Source organism: Pseudomonas sp. Irchel s3h9, from assembly GCF_900187475.1.
Classification (GTDB): domain Bacteria; phylum Pseudomonadota; class Gammaproteobacteria; order Pseudomonadales; family Pseudomonadaceae; genus Aquipseudomonas; species Aquipseudomonas neuropathica.
Genome location: NZ_FYDH01000007.1, coordinates 45,107 through 63,539, shown reverse-complemented (window position 1 = coordinate 63,539; position 18,433 = coordinate 45,107). Strand labels below are relative to the sequence as shown.

Genomic DNA, 18,433 nt, shown 5'->3' with positions numbered 1-18,433 from the left:
CTTGTGTTTTAAAGGTCAACAGATCGCAGCCCGAGCCTTCGGCAGCTCCTACATAGGAACCCGGTGATTTCGGGTGATGTAAAAACGCAAACTCCCCCTGCGAATATCCCGGTTGTACAGGGCAAATTTGCACTGTTACGATCCGGTAACGCTCGCGCGCGAGCTTCTCGAATAAAGACAATAAAAGCAGGGAGTTACTGATGACAGCTCAGGCTTCATCCCCGCGGACCCCGTCCTTGGATGCCACGCAAAACGAAGTGCTGGCCGAGGTTCGCAATCATATCGGTCACCTGACCCTCAACCGCCCCGCCGGTCTCAATGCCATTACCCTCGACATGGTGCGCTTGCTGCAACAGCAGCTCGATGCGTGGGCGACTGACATCGATGTTCACGCCGTGGTCCTGCGCGGTGCCGGTGAAAAAGCCTTCTGTGCCGGTGGCGACATTCGTTCCCTGTACGACAGTTTCAAAAGCGGCGATACGCTGCACGAAGATTTCTTCGTCGAGGAATACGCCCTCGACCTGACGATTCATCATTACCGCAAACCGGTATTGGCGCTGATGGACGGTTTCGTCCTCGGCGGCGGCATGGGCCTGGTGCAAGGCGCCGATCTGCGCGTGGTCACCGAGAAGAGCCGTCTGGCGATGCCAGAAGTGGCCATCGGTTATTTCCCCGATGTCGGTGGCAGTTATTTCCTGCCGCGCATTCCCGGTGAGCTGGGCATCTATCTGGGGGTCAGCGGCGTGCAGATCCGTGCCGCCGACGCGCTGTATTGCGGCTTGGCCGACTGGTATCTGGACAGCAGCAAACTGGCGCTGCTCGACGAAAGACTCGATCAGATGGAATGGCAGGACACGCCGCTCAAGGCCCTGCAAAACCTGCTCGCCAAACACGCCGTGCAAACCTTGCCCGATGCGCCACTTGAGGCTTTGCGCCCGGCCATCGACCATTTCTTCGCCCTGCCGGACGTACCGAGCATGGTCGAGCAGCTACGCGCAGTGACGGTTGCCAACAGCCACGAATGGGCGACCACAACGGCAGACCTGCTGGAAACCCGCTCGCCGTTGGCCATGGCGGTGACCCTGGAGATGCTGCGTCGCGGCCGCCACTTGAGCCTGGAACAGTGCTTCGCGCTGGAACTGCATCTGGATCGCCAGTGGTTCGCCCGCGGCGACCTGATCGAAGGCGTGCGCGCGCTGCTGATCGATAAAGACAAGACACCGCACTGGAACCCGCCGACCCTCGCTGCGCTGGACGCAGAGCATGTCGCGAGTTTCTTCCACGGGTTTGCTGAGAGCGGGAGCTGAGCCATGCACGATCTCGAACTGACTGAAGAACAAGTGATGATCCGCGACATGGCCCGGGACTTTGCCCGTGGCGAAATCGCGCCCCATGCGCAGGCGTGGGAAAAGGCTGGCTGGATCGATGACGCGCTCGTCGCGAAGATGGGCGAACTCGGTTTGCTCGGCATGGTGGTACCCGAGGAATGGGGCGGCACCTACGTCGATTACGTCGCCTATGCCTTGGCCGTGGAAGAGATCTCTGCCGGTGATGGCGCAACCGGCGCCTTTATGAGTATCCATAACTCGGTCGGCTGCGGTCCGGTGCTCAATTACGGCAGCGAAGCGCAAAAACAGACCTGGCTGGCGGATCTGGCCAGTGGGCAAACCATCGGCTGCTTCTGCCTGACCGAACCGCAGGCCGGTTCCGAGGCGCACAACCTGCGCACCCGCGCCGAGCTGCGTGACGGCCAGTGGGTGATCAACGGCGCCAAGCAATTTGTCAGCAACGGCAAACGGGCGAAACTGGCGATCGTCTTTGCCGTGACCGATCCGGATCTGGGCAAGAAAGGCATTTCGGCGTTTCTGGTGCCGACCGATACCCCGGGCTTCATCGTCGATCGCACCGAACACAAGATGGGCATCCGCGCCTCCGACACCTGCGCGGTGACGCTGAACGACTGCAGCATTCCCGAGGCCAATCTGCTCGGTGAACGCGGTAAAGGCCTGGCGATCGCCCTGTCCAACCTTGAAGGAGGACGCATCGGCATCGCCGCGCAAGCATTGGGCATCGCCCGTGCCGCGTTTGAAGCGGCGCTGGTGTATTCGCGCGATCGCATCCAGTTCGGCAAACCGATCAACGAGCACCAGAGCATCGCCAATCTGTTGGCCGACATGCACATGCAAATCAACGCGGCGCGCCTGATGATCCTGCATGCGGCGCGACTGCGCACGGCGGGCAAACCGTGTTTGTCGGAGGCGTCACAGGCCAAACTGTTTGCGTCGGAAATGGCCGAGAAGGTCTGTTCGTCAGCGATTCAGATTCATGGCGGGTATGGGTATCTGGAGGATTATCCGGTCGAGAAGTATTACCGCGATGCGCGGATTACCCAGATCTATGAAGGGTCGAGCGAGATTCAGCGGATGGTGATTGCGCGGGAGCTGAAGAACTATCAGTTGTGATGGTGTTGGCCCCTTCCCTCACCCCAGCCCTCTCCCAGAGGGAGAGGGAGCCGACCGAGGTGTCTGGCGTTATACGTCGACCTGAAAGACCGGGTCGATTACGGATTCAATAAAGCACTTTCAGGTCGGCGTACCTCCCAAGCATCCCCCAATCAGTCCCCTCTCCCTCCGGGAGAGGGTTAGGGTGAGGGGCTTTTCGCTCTAGACGCGTTACTTGCCCTTGAACTCAGCCTCACGCTTGGCAATAAACGCCGCCATCCCTTCCTTCTGATCCTGCGTGGCAAACGCCGCATGGAACACCCGACGCTCGAAGCGCACGCCCTCAGTCAGGTTCACTTCAAAGGCACGATTCACACTTTCCTTGATCATCATCGCAATCGGCAGCGATTTGCTGGCAATCACCGCAGCAACCTTCAGCGCTTCGTCGAGCAGTTCATCGCTCGGCACGATCCGCGCAACAATGCCGCAACGCTCGGCCTCCACTGCATCGATCAAACGTCCGCTCAGGCACATTTCCATGGCTTTCGCCTTACCTACTGCGCGGGTCAGGCGCTGAGTGCCGCCCATGCCCGGCAACACGCCAAGGTTGATTTCCGGCTGACCGAATCTGGCGTTGTCACCGGCCAGAATGAAGTCGCACATCAACGCCAGTTCACAACCACCGCCAAGGGCAAAACCGTTGACGGCGGCAATGATCGGCTTACGCCGGTTGGCCACGCGGTCACTGTCGCTGAACAGATCGTCCATGTAGATCTGCGGGTAAGTCAGTTCGGCCATTTCCTTTATATCGGCACCCGCGGCAAAAGCCTTTTTCGAACCGGTGATGACGATACAACCGATGTTCGCATCTGCTTCCAGCGCATCAAGGGCCTGGTTCACTTCGCTGACCAGTTGCGCATTCAGCGCGTTCAGCGCCTGCGGGCGGTTGAGGGTGATCAGGCCAACGCGGCCGTGGGTTTCGAGCAGAATGGTTTGGTAAGTCATGATTAAAATTCCTTGTCAAAGATTGCGCGAAATAACCATGCGCTGAATATCGCTGGTGCCTTCGTAGATCTGGCAGACGCGTACGTCGCGGTAGATACGTTCCAGCGGGAAGTCGTTGAGGTAACCGTAACCACCGAGGGTTTGCAACGCCATCGAGCAGACCTTCTCGGCCATCTCCGAGGCGAACAGTTTGGCCATCGACGCCTCGACCAGTGCCGGTTGCCCACTGTCACGCAGGGCCGCCGCGTAATGCACCATTTGCCGGGCGACGGCGATCTGCGTGGCCATGTCGGCGAGGCGGAAAGCTACGGCCTGATGTTCGATGATCGGCTTGCCGAAGGTGTCGCGTTCACGGGCGTAATCACGTGCTGCTTCAAACGCCGCGCGGGCCATGCCCACCGCTTGCGAAGCGATGCCGACGCGACCGCCTTCAAGGTTGGCCAGGGCGATCTTGTAGCCCTCGCCCTCTTCGCCCAAGCGATTGGCTACCGGTACTTTGACGTCTTCGAAGAGGATCTGGCAGGTGTCGGAAGCGTGTTGGCCGAGCTTGTCTTCGACGCGAGCGACTTTATAGCCCGGTGAATCGGTCGGCACGATAAACGCGCTGATACCGCGTTTGCCGGCACTCGGATCGGTCACCGCAAACACAATCACGATCCCGGCGTTTTGCCCGGAGGTGATGAACTGTTTGCAGCCGTTCAGCACGTAGTGATCGCCGTCCAGCCGTGCGCGGGTTTTCAGGCTGCTGGCATCGGAACCGGCCTGCGGTTCGGTCAATGCAAAAGCGCCGAGCATCGAGCCGCTAGCCAGCGGTTTGAGAAAGCGTTCACGCTGATCGTCGTTACCGAACTTGAGAATCGGCACGCAGCCGACTGAGTTGTGCACGCTCATGATCGTCGAGCAGGCGCCGTCGCCGGCGGCGATTTCTTCCAGAGCCATGGCGTAGGCCAGGTAACCGGTGTCGCAACCACCCCACTGCTCCGGCACGAGCATGCCGAAGAAGCCCAGCTCAGCCATCTCACCGATGGCTTCCTTGGGGAAACGGTGCTCGCGATCCCACTCGGCGGCGAACGGCTTCAAGCGTTCCTCGGCAAACTGCCGGGCCATGTCGCGGATCTGGGTTTGGTCTTCGTTGGGAATCATGGTGAATCCTTAAATCCGGGTTACCACACAGAACCCTGTGGGAGCTGGCTTGCCAGCGATGGGGCCGTGTCATTGAACATATTGGCTGTCTGACCCACCGCCATCGCGGGCAAGCCCGCTCCCACAGGGTCCAGTGTCAACGTTAGTAAACGCATTCCACGGCCATGGCCGTCGCTTCGCCGCCGCCGATGCAGATGGCTGCCACACCGCGTTTGAGGTTGCGCTGGCGCAAGGCCGAGAGCAACGTCACCAGAATCCGCGCGCCCGACGCGCCGATCGGATGGCCCAGCGCACAGGCACCACCATGCACATTCAACTTGTCATGGGGGATTTCCAGGTGCGTCATCGCCGCCATGCCAACCACGGCAAACGCTTCGTTGACCTCGAACAGATCGACATCACCCAACGACCAACCGGTCTTCTTGATCAGTTTCTTGATTGCACCAATCGGCGCCACCGGGAACAGGCCCGGGGTATCAGCAAACGCGGCATGACCATGAATCACCGCCAGCGGTTTCAGCCCGAGTTTCTGTGCCTGCGACTGACGCATCAGCACCAGAGCCGCCGCGCCGTCAGAGATCGAACTGGAGTTCGCCGCCGTCACCGTGCCGCCTTCGCGGAACGCCGGTTTCAGCGAGGCAATCTTGTCCAGTTTGGCTTTCGGTGGCTGTTCGTCGTGGCTGATCAGCACCTGCTCTTTGCCGACGGTCACGGTCAGCGGTACGATTTCGTCCTTGAAGCTGCCGTCCTTGATTGCCTGCTGCGCGCGGGTGGTCGAGGCGATGGCAAACGCGTCCTGCGCTTCACGGCTGAAGTGGTTGGTCTCGGCGCAGTCTTCGGCGAAGGTGCCCATCAAGCGGCCCTTGTCGTAGGCGTCTTCGAGGCCGTCGAGGAACATCGAGTCGAGCACGCGGCCATGACCCATGCGATAACCGGCGCGGGCACGATCCAGCAGATACGGCGAGTTGGACATGCTTTCCATGCCACCGGCGATCACCACATCAGCACTGCCAGCCACCAGCATGTCGTGAGCGAGAATGGTGGTTTCCATGCCCGAACCGCACATCTTGTTGACCGTGGTGCAACGGGTCGATTTATCCAGCCCGGCGCCCAGTGCCGCTTGACGTGCAGGTGCCTGGCCGAGGCCCGCAGGCAGTACGCAACCGAACAGCACTTCATCAACCGTGTCACTAGCAACACCGGCACGTTCAACCGCAGCCTTGATCGCAGCAGCACCGAGTTGCGGCGCGGTGAGGCTTTTCAGTTCGCCCTGAAAACCGCCCATCGGCGTGCGCACAGCGCTGACGATGACAATCGGATCGTTGGAAATAGTCATGACAAATCCTCCTTACTTGGCGGCCATGCGCAAGGCACCGTCGAGACGGATCACCTCGCCGTTGAGCATGCTGTTTTCGATGATATGCCGAACCAGCGCGGCGTACTCGGCAGGCTTGCCCAGACGCGGCGGGAACGGTACGCCGGCGGCCAGCGAATCGCGGACTTCCGGGGTCATGCCGGCCATCATCGGCGTTTCGAAAATGCCCGGTGCGATGGTCATCACGCGGATGCCGAAGCGTGCCAGTTCACGGGCGGCCGGCAGGGTCAGGCTGGCGATCGCGCCTTTCGAAGCGGAATACGCCGCTTGGCCGATCTGGCCGTCAAACGCTGCGACCGAGGCGGTGTTGATGATCACGCCGCGTTCGCCGTCGGCATTGGCCTCGGCTTCGGCGATGGCCGCAGCGACCAGGCGCAGCATATTGAAGCTGCCGATCAGGTTGACGTTGATCACTTGGGCGAAACTGCTCAGTGCATGCGGGCCGTTCTTGCCGAGGATCTTCTCGCCACGGACGATACCGGCACAGTTGACCAGACCGTTGAGGCTGCCAAAGGCTTTAACGGTGGCCTGCACGGCAGCTTCAGCGGCGGCTTCGTTGCTGATATCGGCAACCACGCTTTGCGCGCCCAAACGCTGAGCCTGTGCGGCGACAGCTTCGGCATTCATGTCCACCAGCATCACTTTGGCGCCGGCACTGACCAGCAATTCAGCGGTGGCAGCACCCAGGCCAGAGGCGCCGCCGGTGACGATAAAAACCTTGTTCTCGATCTGCATGACTGTATTTCCTGATTCAAGCTGAAACGTTATGCGCCGCGGCCTCTTGAGCCTTGGCGATTTCCTGGTTGCGCAAGATAAAGCGCTGCAATTTGCCACTCGGGGTCTTGGGCAATTCGCTGACGAATTCGATTTCACGTGGGTATGAGTGCGCGGCCAGACGCTTGCGCACGTGTTGGCGCAGTTCTTCGGCCAGCTCGGGCGCGGCACGGTATTGCGCGCTCAGCACGACGAAGGCTTTGACCAGTTCGGTGCGCTCCGGATCAGGTTTGCCGACGACCGCTGCTTCGACCACCGCCGGGTGCTCAATCAGCGCACTTTCGACATCGAACGGGCCTACGCGGTAGCCCGATGTGGTGATGACGTCATCGCTGCGGCCGACAAAACTGATGCTGCCGTCCGGGTTCCATTCCACGGTGTCGCCGCTCAGGTAGTAATCACCGACGAAGGCTTTGGTTGGCGCACCTTCATAGCCGCCAAACCAGCACATCGGCGATTGCGCACGGTCGATGGCGAGGATGCCGGGCTGGCCGACGCCGAGTTCGTTGTACTGATCGTCGAGCACCACGATGCGATGGCCCGGCGAGGCGAAACCGGCGGCACCAACGTGCACCGCGTGATCAAGGCCGTGGTGATTGCACAGGACCATGCCCAGTTCGGTCTGGCCGTAATGGTCGTGGATGACCACGCCGAGGTTGTCGGCGAACCAGCGGATGACTTCCGGGTTCAGCGGCTCGCCGGCGCTGCTGACGATGCGCAGCTTGCCCTTGATCGACTTGGCGAATTCGTCGCCACCGGCGATCAGCAAGCGATAAGCGGTGGGCGAACCGGTGAGGTTGGTGATGCCGTATTTGTTGATCACCCGGCAGGTGCTTTCGAGGGTGAACGGCCCATCGTAGAAAGTGATTGGATGGCCCATCGACAACGGCCCGGTGACGCCGAAGTAGATGCCGTAGGCCCAACCCGGATCGGCGACGTTCCAGAAGGCGTCTTCGGGACGCAGGTCTACGGCATCGCGGGTGTAACTCTGGAACGCGACGATGGCTTTGAGCGGTACCGACAGCGCTTTCGAAGGGCCGGTGGTGCCGGACGTGAACATCAACAGAAACGGATCTTCGCCAGTCAGCAATACCGGTTCGCAGACATTGGAATAATTGGCCAGTTCGGCCCAGAAGCTGAAGTCGCCACGGACGATGCCCTGGCCTTTCGCGCCGCCAACGGTAACGAGGGTCGGGCAGTCAGCGACTTCGGCGAGTTTCGGCCGGTTGACCGCATCGGTGATCACAACTTTGGCGCCGGAGCTGTTCAGGCGATGTTCGAGGGCTTTGGGGCCGAAGGCGGTGAACAGCGGTTGATACACCGCGCCGATGCGCCAGGTGGCGAGCACGGTGATGAGCAATTCGATGTTGCGCGGCAGCAGGCCGGCGACCTTGTCACCCTTCTGCACGCCTTGGGCGAGGAGGAAGTTGGCGAAACGCGCGGCTTTGTCCTGGAGCTCGCTGAAGGTGTACGTCGCACTCGCGCCGTCGCGGCCTTCCCAGAACAGCGCAATGCGCCCGGGCAAGGCATGACGGTCGCAACATTCGACGCAGGCGTTGAGCGCCGCCAGCGTACCGCTGAGCGCGGCATCCACGGTGTGCTGATAGTTGAACTGTTCAGTGGCAGACAAGTAATCGCGCATTGCCAGAATCCCTCTGTTTTTTTATTAGGCTGGGAAGCGTAAACAACAGGGGGATAGTCGCGCTGTGGGGCGGCGGCGGCAATGGTCAAAGCCATCAATGTGGCTGACTGGTTTGGCCAAGACCGCTACCACACTGATCGTTCCCACGCTCTGCGTGGGAATGCAGCCTCGGACGCTCTGCGTCCGCTCCAGAGCTGGAACGCGGAGCGTCCCTTGAGGCATTCCCACGCGGAGCGTGGGAACGATCAAGCGGCGGAATGTGTTGGGTCAGACAACCTCATTCAGGATCAGTTGGCGATAGTGGCCCGGATTCGACCCCGACCATTTGCGAAACGCCTTGTAGAACGAACTCGCATCGGCAAATCCCAAGCGGCTGGCAATCTCGACAAAACTGATCGACGGCTCCGCCAGCCAGATAATCGCCAGCTCTTTGCGCACGCTGTCCTTGAGCCCTTGGTAGGTCTGCCCTTCCTCGGCCAAACGCCGGCGCAGTGTCGAAGCCGACATGCACAACTGTTGGGCCAGGGCCTCGGTTTCCGGCCACTGCTCGGCCGGCAACTCCCGCAGATCGTGCTTGATCCGACTGGCTAGGCTCTCCGGGTCGCGGTACTTGACCAGGATGTTGGCCGGGGCGTGGGCGAGAAAGCGTTTCAGTTCTTCGGCGGTGCGCTTGATCGGTAGATCGAGACAATCGGCAGAGAAGATCATCCGTGTGCGTGGACGCTCGAAACGCAGGTTTTCCGAGAACATCACTCGATAGTCATCGGTGAACTCCGGCGCCGCACAGCGCAGTTCGATCGCCAGAATCGGAATCCGCCGCCCCGCCAGCCAACAGGCCACGCCGTGGACGATCATCCAGTAGGTGAAATAGGTGAAAGCGCGGCGTGGCTCGGGATCGTCCTCGAGCAAAACGATTTCCGCCAGACTTTGCTGGTGCACCAGTTGTGCGGGCAGGCGTTCGAGCATCAGTGACAGAAAGCTCAGGCCCGTATTCAAACCCGCCGCCAGCGTCGATTGCGCCATGGTGCTGCGGCAGAGGAATTCGAGGCTGCCAGACTTGAGCTTGCGCGGGTCCATGCCAAAGAACTCGTCATCCCCGCGTCGGGCCAACAAGCGCCAGAGTCTGGCGTACTGGGAGGCGGGCACCCGGCCGTGTTCGGTTTGCAGCAACGCCGGAGCAATCCCGACCTTGTTCAACACCTCTTCGGTGGCTGCGCCCGGGGCACAACTTTGCAGCAGCGCTTCACGCACCAGTTGCACGGCGATGGTGTCTTTTTCCGACATGGAGCGCGGTGAACCTTGTTGTTTTGGGTGGCAGGCATATTACCGCAGCTAACACAAATACCCATGTAGGAGCTGCCGAAGGCTGCGATCTTTTGATCTTGATTCTATAAATCAAAAGATCGCAGCCTTCGGCAGCTCCTACAGGGTTCCGGTGTCACCCGCATGAGAATGGTTGTTCTTTACTTTGTTCAGCTTGTGTTCAGGTTTATGTCAATCAATGTCATGTGAGAATGACTTTCATTATGTTACAACTTGTAACCTCTTCGAATGACTTGTTGGATACCGAATGCTTGTTCCCTTCCTGATCATGCTGCGCGAAGGCATTGAAGCCGCGCTGATCGTTGGCATTATCGCCAGCTACCTGCAACAGACTGGCCGTGGTCAATGGATGCCTGCCGTGTGGATCGGCGTATTTCTCGCCGCTGCCCTCGCCCTGCTGGTGGGCGGTGGTCTTGAATTGGTCAGCGCTGAATTCCCGCAAAAGCAGCAGGAACTGTTCGAAGGCATCGTCGGGCTGGTGGCCGTGGGCATTCTCAGTTCAATGGTGTTCTGGATGCGCAAAGTGGCGCGTTCGATCAAACATTCGCTGCAAGCTTCGCTGGACGAGGCGCTAACGTCCTCGAAACACCAAGTGATCGCACTGATCGCCATGGTGTTCTTCGCGGTCGCTCGCGAAGGCCTGGAAACGGTGTTCTTCCTGCTCGCGGTATTCCAGCAAAGCGAAGGCCCCGGCGCGCCCATCGGTGCCCTGCTCGGGCTGATTCTGGCGATCATCGTCGGTTTCCTGATCTACAGCGGCAGCATGCGCCTCAATCTTTCGGCGTTCTTCAAGTGGACCGGCCTGTTCATTCTGGTGGTGGCCGCCGGGATTCTCGCCAACTCGGTGCAAGCCCTGCATGAAGCCGGGCTGTGGAATCACCTGCAAACCGTACTCTTCGACTTCAGCGCGACGCTGCCGATGGATGGCCCGTTGGGCTCGGTGCTGGCCGGTATGTTCGGTTATCAGGATGCGCCGACCGTCAGCACCCTCGGTGCCTATCTGCTTTATCTGCTGGTGGCACTGGTGATGTTCTTTCTCCCCGCGCCCAAGCCTTCCGCGCAATCGTCTTCCGTTTCCAGCCAATAAGGGCATTCATGTCAAAGCCTAATACTCCTCAGGCCTCCCCTCCTCGCGCCTTGCGTTGGGCGGTGGCCGGTTCGGTGGTGGTGATGATCGCCGCCGGTGGTCTGTTTTATTACGCCTCGAAAATGGCTGCGGCCAAGCGTCAGCACAACCACGATGAAGTGGTGGTGAACATTCATCCGGGCAGTTGTGAACCCAACGCGCTGACGGTGCCGGCCGGCCGCGCCAGTTTCCGCATCGTCAACCGCTCCGACCGCGCGGTGGAATGGGAAATCCTCGACGGCGTGCTCGTCGTCGAGGAGCGGGAAAACATTGCGCCAGGCCTCAGCCAAGTGATCAACGCCAACCTGCAACCGGGCGATTACGCGATCACCTGCGGCCTGCTGAGCAACCCGCGCGGTACCCTGCACGTGACGCCAACTGCCGCCTCTGATGCTGCTGCCAAAGCCAAGCCATCGATGGTCGCCTTCGTCGGGCCGCTGTCGGAGTTTCGCGTGTACCTGGCCAGCCAGAGCAACGCATTGATCAAAGCCGTGACCGCGCTCGTTCAAGCGATTGAAAGCGGCGACCTCAGTCAGGCTCAAGCGTTGTACCTACCGGCCCGCGCGGCTTATCAGCGTCTGGCCCCTGCCGCGCAACGCCTGGCGGAACTGGACAACAGCATCAACGCCCGCGCCGATTATTTCGAAAAGCGCGAACAGGATCCGGCCTTCGTCGGTTTCCACCGCATCGAATACGCACTGTTCCAGCAACGCAATCTCGACCAACTGACACCCGTTGCCCAGCGCCTGCTCAGCGATGTCACCACGCTCAAACAGCAATTGCTCGCGCAGAGCCTGCCACCGGAGCAACTGGTCAGCATCATCGTGCGCAACCTCAACACCTTGGCCGACGTCCGTGCTGCCAGCGGTGAAGAAGAACGCTACAGCCACAGCGACCTCAACGGTTTCGCTGCCAACGCGCAAACCGCACACAAAGTCGTCGATCTGTTGCGGCCAATGTTGACCAAGTCGGCGGCCGAGCTGTTGCCGAAAATCGACCAGGCACTGGCGGACTTCGACAGCGAACTCGACAACTACAAGATCAAGGACGGCTACGCCAGTTACGACGCCATCAGCGGCGAACAACGCAAGCAGATTGCCGACAAGGCCCAGGCTCTGGCCGACGCTCTGGATGGCATCGATCCCGCCCTCGGCCTCTCCGGCCTGTAAGCAGAAGACCCTTTGACGATGAAAGATAGCGAACCACTCAACCTGCAACGTCGCCGTGTCCTGATGGGCATGGGCGCCGCCGGTGTCGCCCTCGCCGGCTCGGCCCTGAGCTGTCCGGCCATGGCCGCCGCGCCGGCACAAGTCACCGAAGCACCGAGCAGTGACAAGACCGAAGACCGTCACGATTTCCACGGCATCCACCAGACCGGCATCGTCACCCCGCGCCCGGCGTCGGGCATGCTCGTATCGTTCGACGTGTTGGCCAGTGATCGTGAAGATCTGGAGCGGCTGTTCCGCACCCTCAACGAGCGCATCGCGTTCCTGATGAAGGGCGGCCCGGTGGCGCAGATCGATCCGAAACTGCCGCCGCCGGACTCCGGCATCCTTGGCCCGAATGTAACCCCGGACAACCTGACCATCACCGTTTCGGTCGGCGAGTCGCTGTTCGACGAGCGCTTCGGTCTGGCCGACGCCAAGCCCAAGCGTCTGATGCGCATGGTCGGGTTTCCCAACGATGCGCTGGACGCCGATTGCTGCCACGGCGACCTGAGCCTGCAGTTCTGCTCGAACACCGCCGACACCAACATTCACGCCCTGCGCGATATCGTCAAAAACCTTCCCGACCTGCTGCTGGTGCGCTGGAAGCAGGAAGGCAGCGTGCCGCCGCAAGCCCCGGCAAAAGCCGGTGTGCCGGCGCAATCGGCGCGTAACTTCCTGGGGTTCCGCGATGGCTCGGCCAACCCCGATTCCAACGACGCTAAAGCCATGGATCGCCTGGTCTGGGTGCAACCGGGCAGTGACGAACCGGCCTGGGCTGCTCACGGCAGCTATCAAGCGGTGCGGATCATCCGCAACTTTGTCGAGCGCTGGGACCGTACGCCATTGCAGGAACAGGAAAGCATCATCGGCCGGGTCAAAACTACCGGCGCGCCGATGGGTGCGCAGCATGAGACTGAAGTCCCGGACTACAGCAAAGACCCGGCCGGCAAGCTGACCAAGCTCGACGCGCACATTCGCCTGGCCAACCCGCGCACCGCCGCGAGCCAAGCCAACCTGATCCTGCGCCGGCCGTTCAACTATTCGAATGGCGTGAACAAGAACGGCCAGCTCGACATGGGCCTGCTGTTCATCTGCTACCAGGCCGATCTGGAAAAAGGCTTCATCACCGTGCAGACCCGCCTCAACGGCGAGCCACTGGAGGAATACCTCAAACCGGTCGGCGGCGGGTACTTCTTCACCCTGCCGGGTGTCACGGGCGACAAGGACTTCATCGGCCGCTCGCTGCTCAACGCCACACAACCGAAAACCGCTGCCTGAAACAACATCTCAACACTGGAGCCGCCCCCATGAAAAAGACGCCACTCGCGTTATTGCTGACCCTTGGTTTGCTCAACACCCCGCTGTCGGCATTCGCCGCGACAGCACCGCTGGATCTGGTCGGGCCGGTGTCGGACTACAAGATTTACGTCACCGAAAAACTCGATGAACTGGGCAGCCACACTCAACAATTCACCGACGCGGTGAAGAAAGGCGATTTGGCCACCGCGCAAAAGCTCTACGCACCGACCCGCGTTTACTACGAGTCGATCGAGCCGATTGCCGAGCTGTTCAGTGACCTCGATGCGTCCATCGACTCCCGCGTCGACGACCACGAGAAAGGCGTGAAGGCTGACGACTTCACCGGCTTCCACCGCATCGAGTACTCGCTGTTCTCGGAAAAAAGCACCCAGGGCCTTAACGAGTTGGCGGACAAGCTCAACAGCGACGTAAAAGATCTGCAAACCCGCGTCGCCGGCCTGACTTTCCCGCCGGAAAAAGTCGTCGGCGGTGCCGCCGCGCTGCTGGAAGAAGTCGCCGCGACCAAGATCTCCGGCGAAGAGGATCGCTACAGCCACACCGACCTGTATGACTTCCAGGGCAACATCGACGGCGCGAAGAAAATCGTTGATCTGTTCCGTCCGCAGATCGAGCAGCAGGACAAGGCTTTTGCTGCGAAGGTGGACAAGAACTTTGCCACGGTCGACAAGATTCTGGCCAAGTACAAGACTAAGGATGGTGGTTTCGAGACGTATGACAAGGTGAAGGACAACGACCGTAAAGCGTTGGTTGGGCCGGTGAATACGCTGGCGGAAGACCTGTCCACGTTGCGTGGCAAGTTGGGTCTGAATTGATTTTTTGTAGCGTCTAAGCGGGCCCCATCGCTGGCAAGCCAGCTCCCACAGTGTTCTCGGTCATTCACAAATATTGTGTACACCATAGAACCTGTGGGAGCTGGGTTGCCAGCGATGGTATTTTCAGCAGCCTACAAAATCCGGTAAAGCAACCGCTCAATCCGCACCCGACTCACGCGCTTGAGAAACTTGGCCACCCCGGCCGGGTACTCCGGCAGCGTCTCCAGGCTCTGAAAGCTGTCAATCCGCGTGGTATGGCGGAAAATCTCTTCCAGTTCCTTCGCCCGCGGCTCCAGCCATTCCCCTTTCGGATCATCGATCAACAAGGCGTTTTCCAGATCCAGGCGAAACGCTCGTGGATTAAGGTTGTTGCCGGTCAGCAACGTATAACGCTGATCGATCCACATGCCCTTGAGGTGATAGGTGTTGTCGCCGTCACGCCACAGGTGCAGGTTCAACTGCCCGCTGTCGATGTTGCGCTGATGGCGCTTGGCAAAGCGGCGCAAGCTGATTTCGTACAGATACGGCAACGCCGCGATCACCTTGAACGGCTCGCTCGGCGGAATATAAAAGTCGTTGGCCGTCTTGTCGCCGACCACGATATCGATCTTCACGCCACGGGCCAGCGCTCGGTTGATCTCGCGAATCACACCCAGCGGCAGGTTGAAGTACGGCGTGCAGATGGTCAGCTGTTTTTGCGCGCTGGCGATCAGTTCGAGAATCGCCCGGTTCAACGGGTTGTTCTTGCCGACGCCGAGCAACGGGCTGACCGACAGGCCGTCTCTGGCGACGCTGCCATTGGCGGTGTCGTACGTCGCGTACTTGAGACGGCTGCGCAGATCGCCGATGTCGTTGCGCAGGCTGCGCGTGGTCGGCAGGTTCGGCAGATCGAGACGATGCACGGCTTTGGATTCGATCAGGCCGTGCTTGACCAGGTGATGCATCGAATCAGCCAGTTCGTGGCTTTGCAGCACGTGGTAACGGTCGAAGCGGTACTTGTCGAATTTGTGCAGGTAAACGTTGTTCAGGCTCGCGCCGCTGTAGACCACGCAGTCGTCGATCACGAAGCCTTTCAAATGCAGCACACCGAACAACTCGCGGGTCTGCACCGGCACGCCGTACACCGGCACTTCGCTCTGGTGCGTGCGGGTCATTTCCTGATACCACGCCGAGTTACCCGGCTGCTTGCCAGCGCCGATCAGCCCGCGCTGGGCACGCAACCAATCGACGACCACGGCGATCTCCAGCTCGGGGCGCTTGAGCTTGGCGGCGTGCAAGGCATCGAGGATTTCCTGACCGGCTTCGTCTTGCTGCAGATACAGCGCAACGATGTAGATGCGCTGGGTCGCCGTGGCGATTTTCTCCAGCAGGCAACGACGAAACTCGGCGGCGCCGGACAGAATGGTCACGGCCTCGGCGGTCAGCGGAAAGCTGCGCAATTTGGGCAGCAAGGAACGTTTGAAAAGCAACGGCATAGGGCTCGCAATGGGTCGAATCCGAAGAACCCGAGAGCTTACACCATCGCATCCTTCGGGTCTTGTTAGTGTCTGTCATAACCCCTTCGCGAGCAGGCTCGCTCCCACCTTTGAAATGCATATCCCTGTGGGAGCGAGCCTGCTCGCGAAGGCAATTTCACAGTCGATAAAAATTCCGCCTTGACCAAGGAGAACAATCGTTCTACTGTTCGCCACATGAACGAAATCACTAGCAACGACACACGCGACATCATTCTGGATGTCACCGAAAAGTTGATCTACAAAAGTGGCATCGCTGCCACCAGCATGGATCTTCTGGTTAAAACCGCAGGCGTCTCCAGAAAAAGCATTTACCGCTACTTTGCCGACAAGGACGCACTGACCGTTGCCGCCCTGCAACGCCGTGACGTGCGCTGGATGCACTGGTACAGAAGCGCTGTCGATCAGGCCGAAACCCCGGCCGATCGCCTGCTCAACCTGTTTACCGTGCTCAAGAGCTGGTTTGCCTCCGAAGGCTTTCGCGGCTGCGCGTTCATCAACACCAGCGGCGAGACCGGCGACCCGCAGGACCCGGTGCGGCTGGTGGCGAAAGAACACAAACAGAAGCTGCTCGACTACGTGTGCGAGCTGTGTACCGAACATGGCGCCGAGGATCCGCAACTGCTGGCCAAACAGCTGCTGATCCTGATTGATGGTGCCATTACCGTAGCGCTTGTGATGGGTGATCACAGTGCCGCCGATAATGCGCAATGCATGGCGCGAAAGTTATTGGACCTGTAACGCCTTAATAAGCCGGACTTGTTGTTCAATTATTAATTAGATCGGGAGATCTGATATGTCTACTGCAGCCCAGGTACGTCCGCCATTGCCGCCCTTCAACCGTGAATCAGCCATCGAGAAAGTTCGCCTGGCCGAGGATGGCTGGAACTCCCGCGACCCGGAACGGGTATCGCTGGCTTACACCCTCGACACCAAATGGCGCAACCGCGCCGAATTCGCCAACAGCCGCGAAGAAGCCAAGGCCTTCCTGACCCGTAAATGGGCGAAAGAGCTGGATTACCGCTTGATCAAGGAACTCTGGGCTTACTCGGATACCCGTATCGCCGTGCGTTACGCCTATGAATGGCACGATGATTCGGGTAACTGGTTCCGTTCCTACGGCAATGAAAACTGGGAATTCGATGAGCATGGCCTGATGTTCCAGCGCTATGCATGCATCAACGACATGCCGATCAAGGAAAGCGAACGCAAGTTCCACTGGCCGCTGGGCCGTCGCCCGGATGATCACCCAAGCCTGTCTGACCTCGGTCTGTAACAATCGACCCTGTAGGAGCTGCCGAAGGCTGCGATCTTTTGATCTTGATCCTAAAAAACAAAATCAAAAGATCGCAGCCTTCGGCAGCTCCTACAGGGGATTTGTGGTGTTCAGGCGACGGCCGCAGTCTTCTCGGCCTCCAGTTCGCGCACCAGCGGCAACACCCGCCGCCCGAAATATTCCACCTCTTCCTGAAAGTGCAGAAACCCCGCCAGCACCAGATCCACACCCACCGCTTTCAGCGCGACAATCCGCTCGGCAATCTGCAACGGCGTACCAATCAGATTGGTCTTGAAACCATCGTTGTACTGCACCAGATCCTCAAACGTTGATTTCGCCCAGTTGCCTTCACCTTCCGGCGATGCACGGCCTGCCTGTTTCGCCGCATCGCCAAAAGCGTTTACCGCTTCCGGATCGGCCTGATCGATGATCTGCGCAAGTACCGCCCGCGCCTCTTCTTCAGTCTCACGGGCGATGACAAAGGCATTCACGCCGATCTTCACCGAATGATTGTTCGCCGCTGCCTTGGCACGAATATCGTCGACCTGCGCCTTGATCCCCTCAACGCTGTTGCCGTTGGTGAAATACCAGTCCGAAACCCGTGCGGCCATGTCCCGCGCGGCACGGGAACTGCCGCCCTGGAAAATTTCCGGACGACCCAATGGTTTCGGTTTCAGGCTGTAATTATCGAAGCGGTAGAAATCGCCGCGAAAGGTGAAGTTGTCCTGGCTCCACACGCCTCGCAGTGAGCGAATGAACTCTTCGGAGCGACGATAACGCTCGTCGTGCTCCAGCCAATGCTCGCCGATGGCCTGGAATTCACCCTTGAACCAGCCACTGACGATATTCACCGCGATGCGGCCGTTGGTGAGTTGGTCGATGGTTGCCAGTTGCTTGGCCGCCAACGCGGGTTGCCATGGGCCGGGCAGGATCGCGGCGATCACTTTGAGTTTGCTGGTGGCCGCGAGCAATGCGTGGCTGAACGCCACGGATTCATGCTGGAACTCCGCACCATACCCGGCGGTGAAGCGGATCTGCGTCAACGCGTATTCGAACCCGGCGGCCTCGGCGAGTTGCGCCAGTTTACGGTTGTAGTCGATGCCCCAATCGGTGCGCTGTTCGATCTTGCTGACCACCAGCCCACCGCTGACGTTCGGCACCCAGTAGGCAAATTTTACGGCTTGCTGACTCATTGGCGTGTCCTCGGGACATTTGCGGAGATGGGAGTGGTAGAGCAGCAAGCGTGCCAGGGTTGGAATGCCCGGCTTTATTGATGTTCGGCGTGAGATTGATGTTTTGTAGAGGGGGATTTGTTGGCAGGTTGTTGTGTGGGCAACAGTTGGTTTACTTGTTGGCTCGACTGTCCTCATCGCTGGCAAGCCAGCTCCCACAAGGATCAGGGTGAACAATGATCTTGGGTACAACGCAAAAACCTGTGGGAGCTGGCTTGCCAGCGATGGCGTCAGATGGGTCG

The 18,433-nt window shown here is 59.8% G+C and carries 16 protein-coding genes; 8 read left to right on the top strand and 8 right to left on the bottom strand.

Going from position 1 to position 18,433, the window contains the following annotated elements; translation table 11 throughout:
• Positions 1-200 precede the first annotated feature (200 nt).
• Positions 201-1,307 (top strand): enoyl-CoA hydratase/isomerase family protein, encoded by a 1,107-nt coding sequence (locus tag CKW26_RS13285; RefSeq protein ID WP_095048897.1) that lies wholly within the window; start codon positions 201-203, stop codon positions 1,305-1,307.
• Positions 1,308-1,310: 3 nt separating this feature from the next.
• Positions 1,311-2,462, top strand: a complete 1,152-nt coding sequence (locus CKW26_RS13280) for an acyl-CoA dehydrogenase family protein (RefSeq protein ID WP_095048896.1) — start codon at positions 1,311-1,313, stop codon at positions 2,460-2,462.
• Between the two features lie 210 nt (positions 2,463-2,672).
• Here the strand turns inward: CKW26_RS13280 and CKW26_RS13275 are convergent, their stop codons facing one another.
• From CKW26_RS13275 to CKW26_RS13250, 6 genes are all read right to left on the bottom strand, one after another.
• Entirely contained in the window at positions 2,673-3,446 is a 774-nt protein-coding gene (locus CKW26_RS13275; protein ID WP_095048895.1) for an enoyl-CoA hydratase, read from the bottom strand.
• A 15-nt stretch (positions 3,447-3,461) separates the two neighbouring features.
• Positions 3,462-4,589, bottom strand: coding sequence for an acyl-CoA dehydrogenase (locus CKW26_RS13270; protein ID WP_095048894.1), 1,128 nt, complete (start codon positions 4,587-4,589; stop codon positions 3,462-3,464).
• A gap of 142 nt (positions 4,590-4,731) precedes the next feature.
• On the bottom strand, positions 4,732-5,925 hold the full coding sequence (locus CKW26_RS13265; RefSeq protein ID WP_095048893.1) for an acetyl-CoA C-acyltransferase: 1,194 nt from the start codon (positions 5,923-5,925) through the stop codon (positions 4,732-4,734).
• Positions 5,926-5,937: 12 nt separating this feature from the next.
• Entirely contained in the window at positions 5,938-6,699 is a 762-nt protein-coding gene (locus CKW26_RS13260) for an SDR family NAD(P)-dependent oxidoreductase (protein WP_095048892.1), read from the bottom strand.
• A 16-nt stretch (positions 6,700-6,715) separates the two neighbouring features.
• Positions 6,716-8,380, bottom strand: coding sequence for an AMP-binding protein (locus tag CKW26_RS13255; protein ID WP_095048891.1), 1,665 nt, complete (start codon positions 8,378-8,380; stop codon positions 6,716-6,718).
• A gap of 267 nt (positions 8,381-8,647) precedes the next feature.
• On the bottom strand, positions 8,648-9,664 hold the full coding sequence (locus CKW26_RS13250) for an AraC family transcriptional regulator (RefSeq protein WP_095048890.1): 1,017 nt from the start codon (positions 9,662-9,664) through the stop codon (positions 8,648-8,650).
• Positions 9,665-9,950: 286 nt separating this feature from the next.
• Between CKW26_RS13250 and efeU the strand changes: the two genes are divergently transcribed.
• Genes efeU through efeO (CKW26_RS13230) form a run of 4 tightly spaced genes read left to right on the top strand, consistent with a single transcriptional unit; the run spans position 9,951 to position 14,169 of the window.
• Complete coding sequence (gene efeU / locus CKW26_RS13245) at positions 9,951-10,790, top strand: iron uptake transporter permease EfeU (protein WP_095048889.1); 840 nt, start codon at positions 9,951-9,953, stop codon at positions 10,788-10,790.
• Between the two features lie 8 nt (positions 10,791-10,798).
• A complete protein-coding gene (gene efeO / locus CKW26_RS13240; protein ID WP_095048888.1) occupies positions 10,799-11,998 on the top strand; it encodes an iron uptake system protein EfeO in 1,200 nt (399 codons plus the stop codon).
• Positions 11,999-12,016: 18 nt separating this feature from the next.
• On the top strand, positions 12,017-13,315 hold the full coding sequence (gene efeB, locus CKW26_RS13235) for an iron uptake transporter deferrochelatase/peroxidase subunit (RefSeq protein WP_093432742.1): 1,299 nt from the start codon (positions 12,017-12,019) through the stop codon (positions 13,313-13,315).
• Positions 13,316-13,344: 29 nt separating this feature from the next.
• Complete coding sequence (gene efeO, locus CKW26_RS13230) at positions 13,345-14,169, top strand: iron uptake system protein EfeO (RefSeq protein ID WP_095048887.1); 825 nt, start codon at positions 13,345-13,347, stop codon at positions 14,167-14,169.
• A gap of 131 nt (positions 14,170-14,300) precedes the next feature.
• Here efeO (CKW26_RS13230) and pssA read toward each other — a convergent pair whose 3' ends face one another.
• Positions 14,301-15,644, bottom strand: coding sequence for a CDP-diacylglycerol--serine O-phosphatidyltransferase (gene pssA / locus CKW26_RS13225; protein ID WP_095048886.1), 1,344 nt, complete (start codon positions 15,642-15,644; stop codon positions 14,301-14,303).
• Positions 15,645-15,860: 216 nt separating this feature from the next.
• Here pssA and CKW26_RS13220 point away from each other — a divergent pair, with 216 nt between their 5' ends.
• Together CKW26_RS13220 and CKW26_RS13215 are read left to right on the top strand one after the other, a co-directional pair.
• A complete protein-coding gene (locus tag CKW26_RS13220) occupies positions 15,861-16,424 on the top strand; it encodes a TetR/AcrR family transcriptional regulator (RefSeq protein WP_007914737.1) in 564 nt (187 codons plus the stop codon).
• A 55-nt stretch (positions 16,425-16,479) separates the two neighbouring features.
• The gene (locus CKW26_RS13215) at positions 16,480-16,959 is read left to right on the top strand and encodes a nuclear transport factor 2 family protein (RefSeq protein ID WP_095048885.1); all 480 of its coding nucleotides are present in this window, start codon (positions 16,480-16,482) and stop codon (positions 16,957-16,959) included.
• Between the two features lie 110 nt (positions 16,960-17,069).
• On the opposite strand, the gene sfnG is transcribed toward CKW26_RS13215, so the two are convergent.
• The gene (sfnG, locus tag CKW26_RS13210) at positions 17,070-18,152 is read right to left on the bottom strand and encodes a dimethylsulfone monooxygenase SfnG (RefSeq protein ID WP_093432753.1); all 1,083 of its coding nucleotides are present in this window, start codon (positions 18,150-18,152) and stop codon (positions 17,070-17,072) included.
• Between the last annotated feature and the right edge of the window lie 281 nt (positions 18,153-18,433).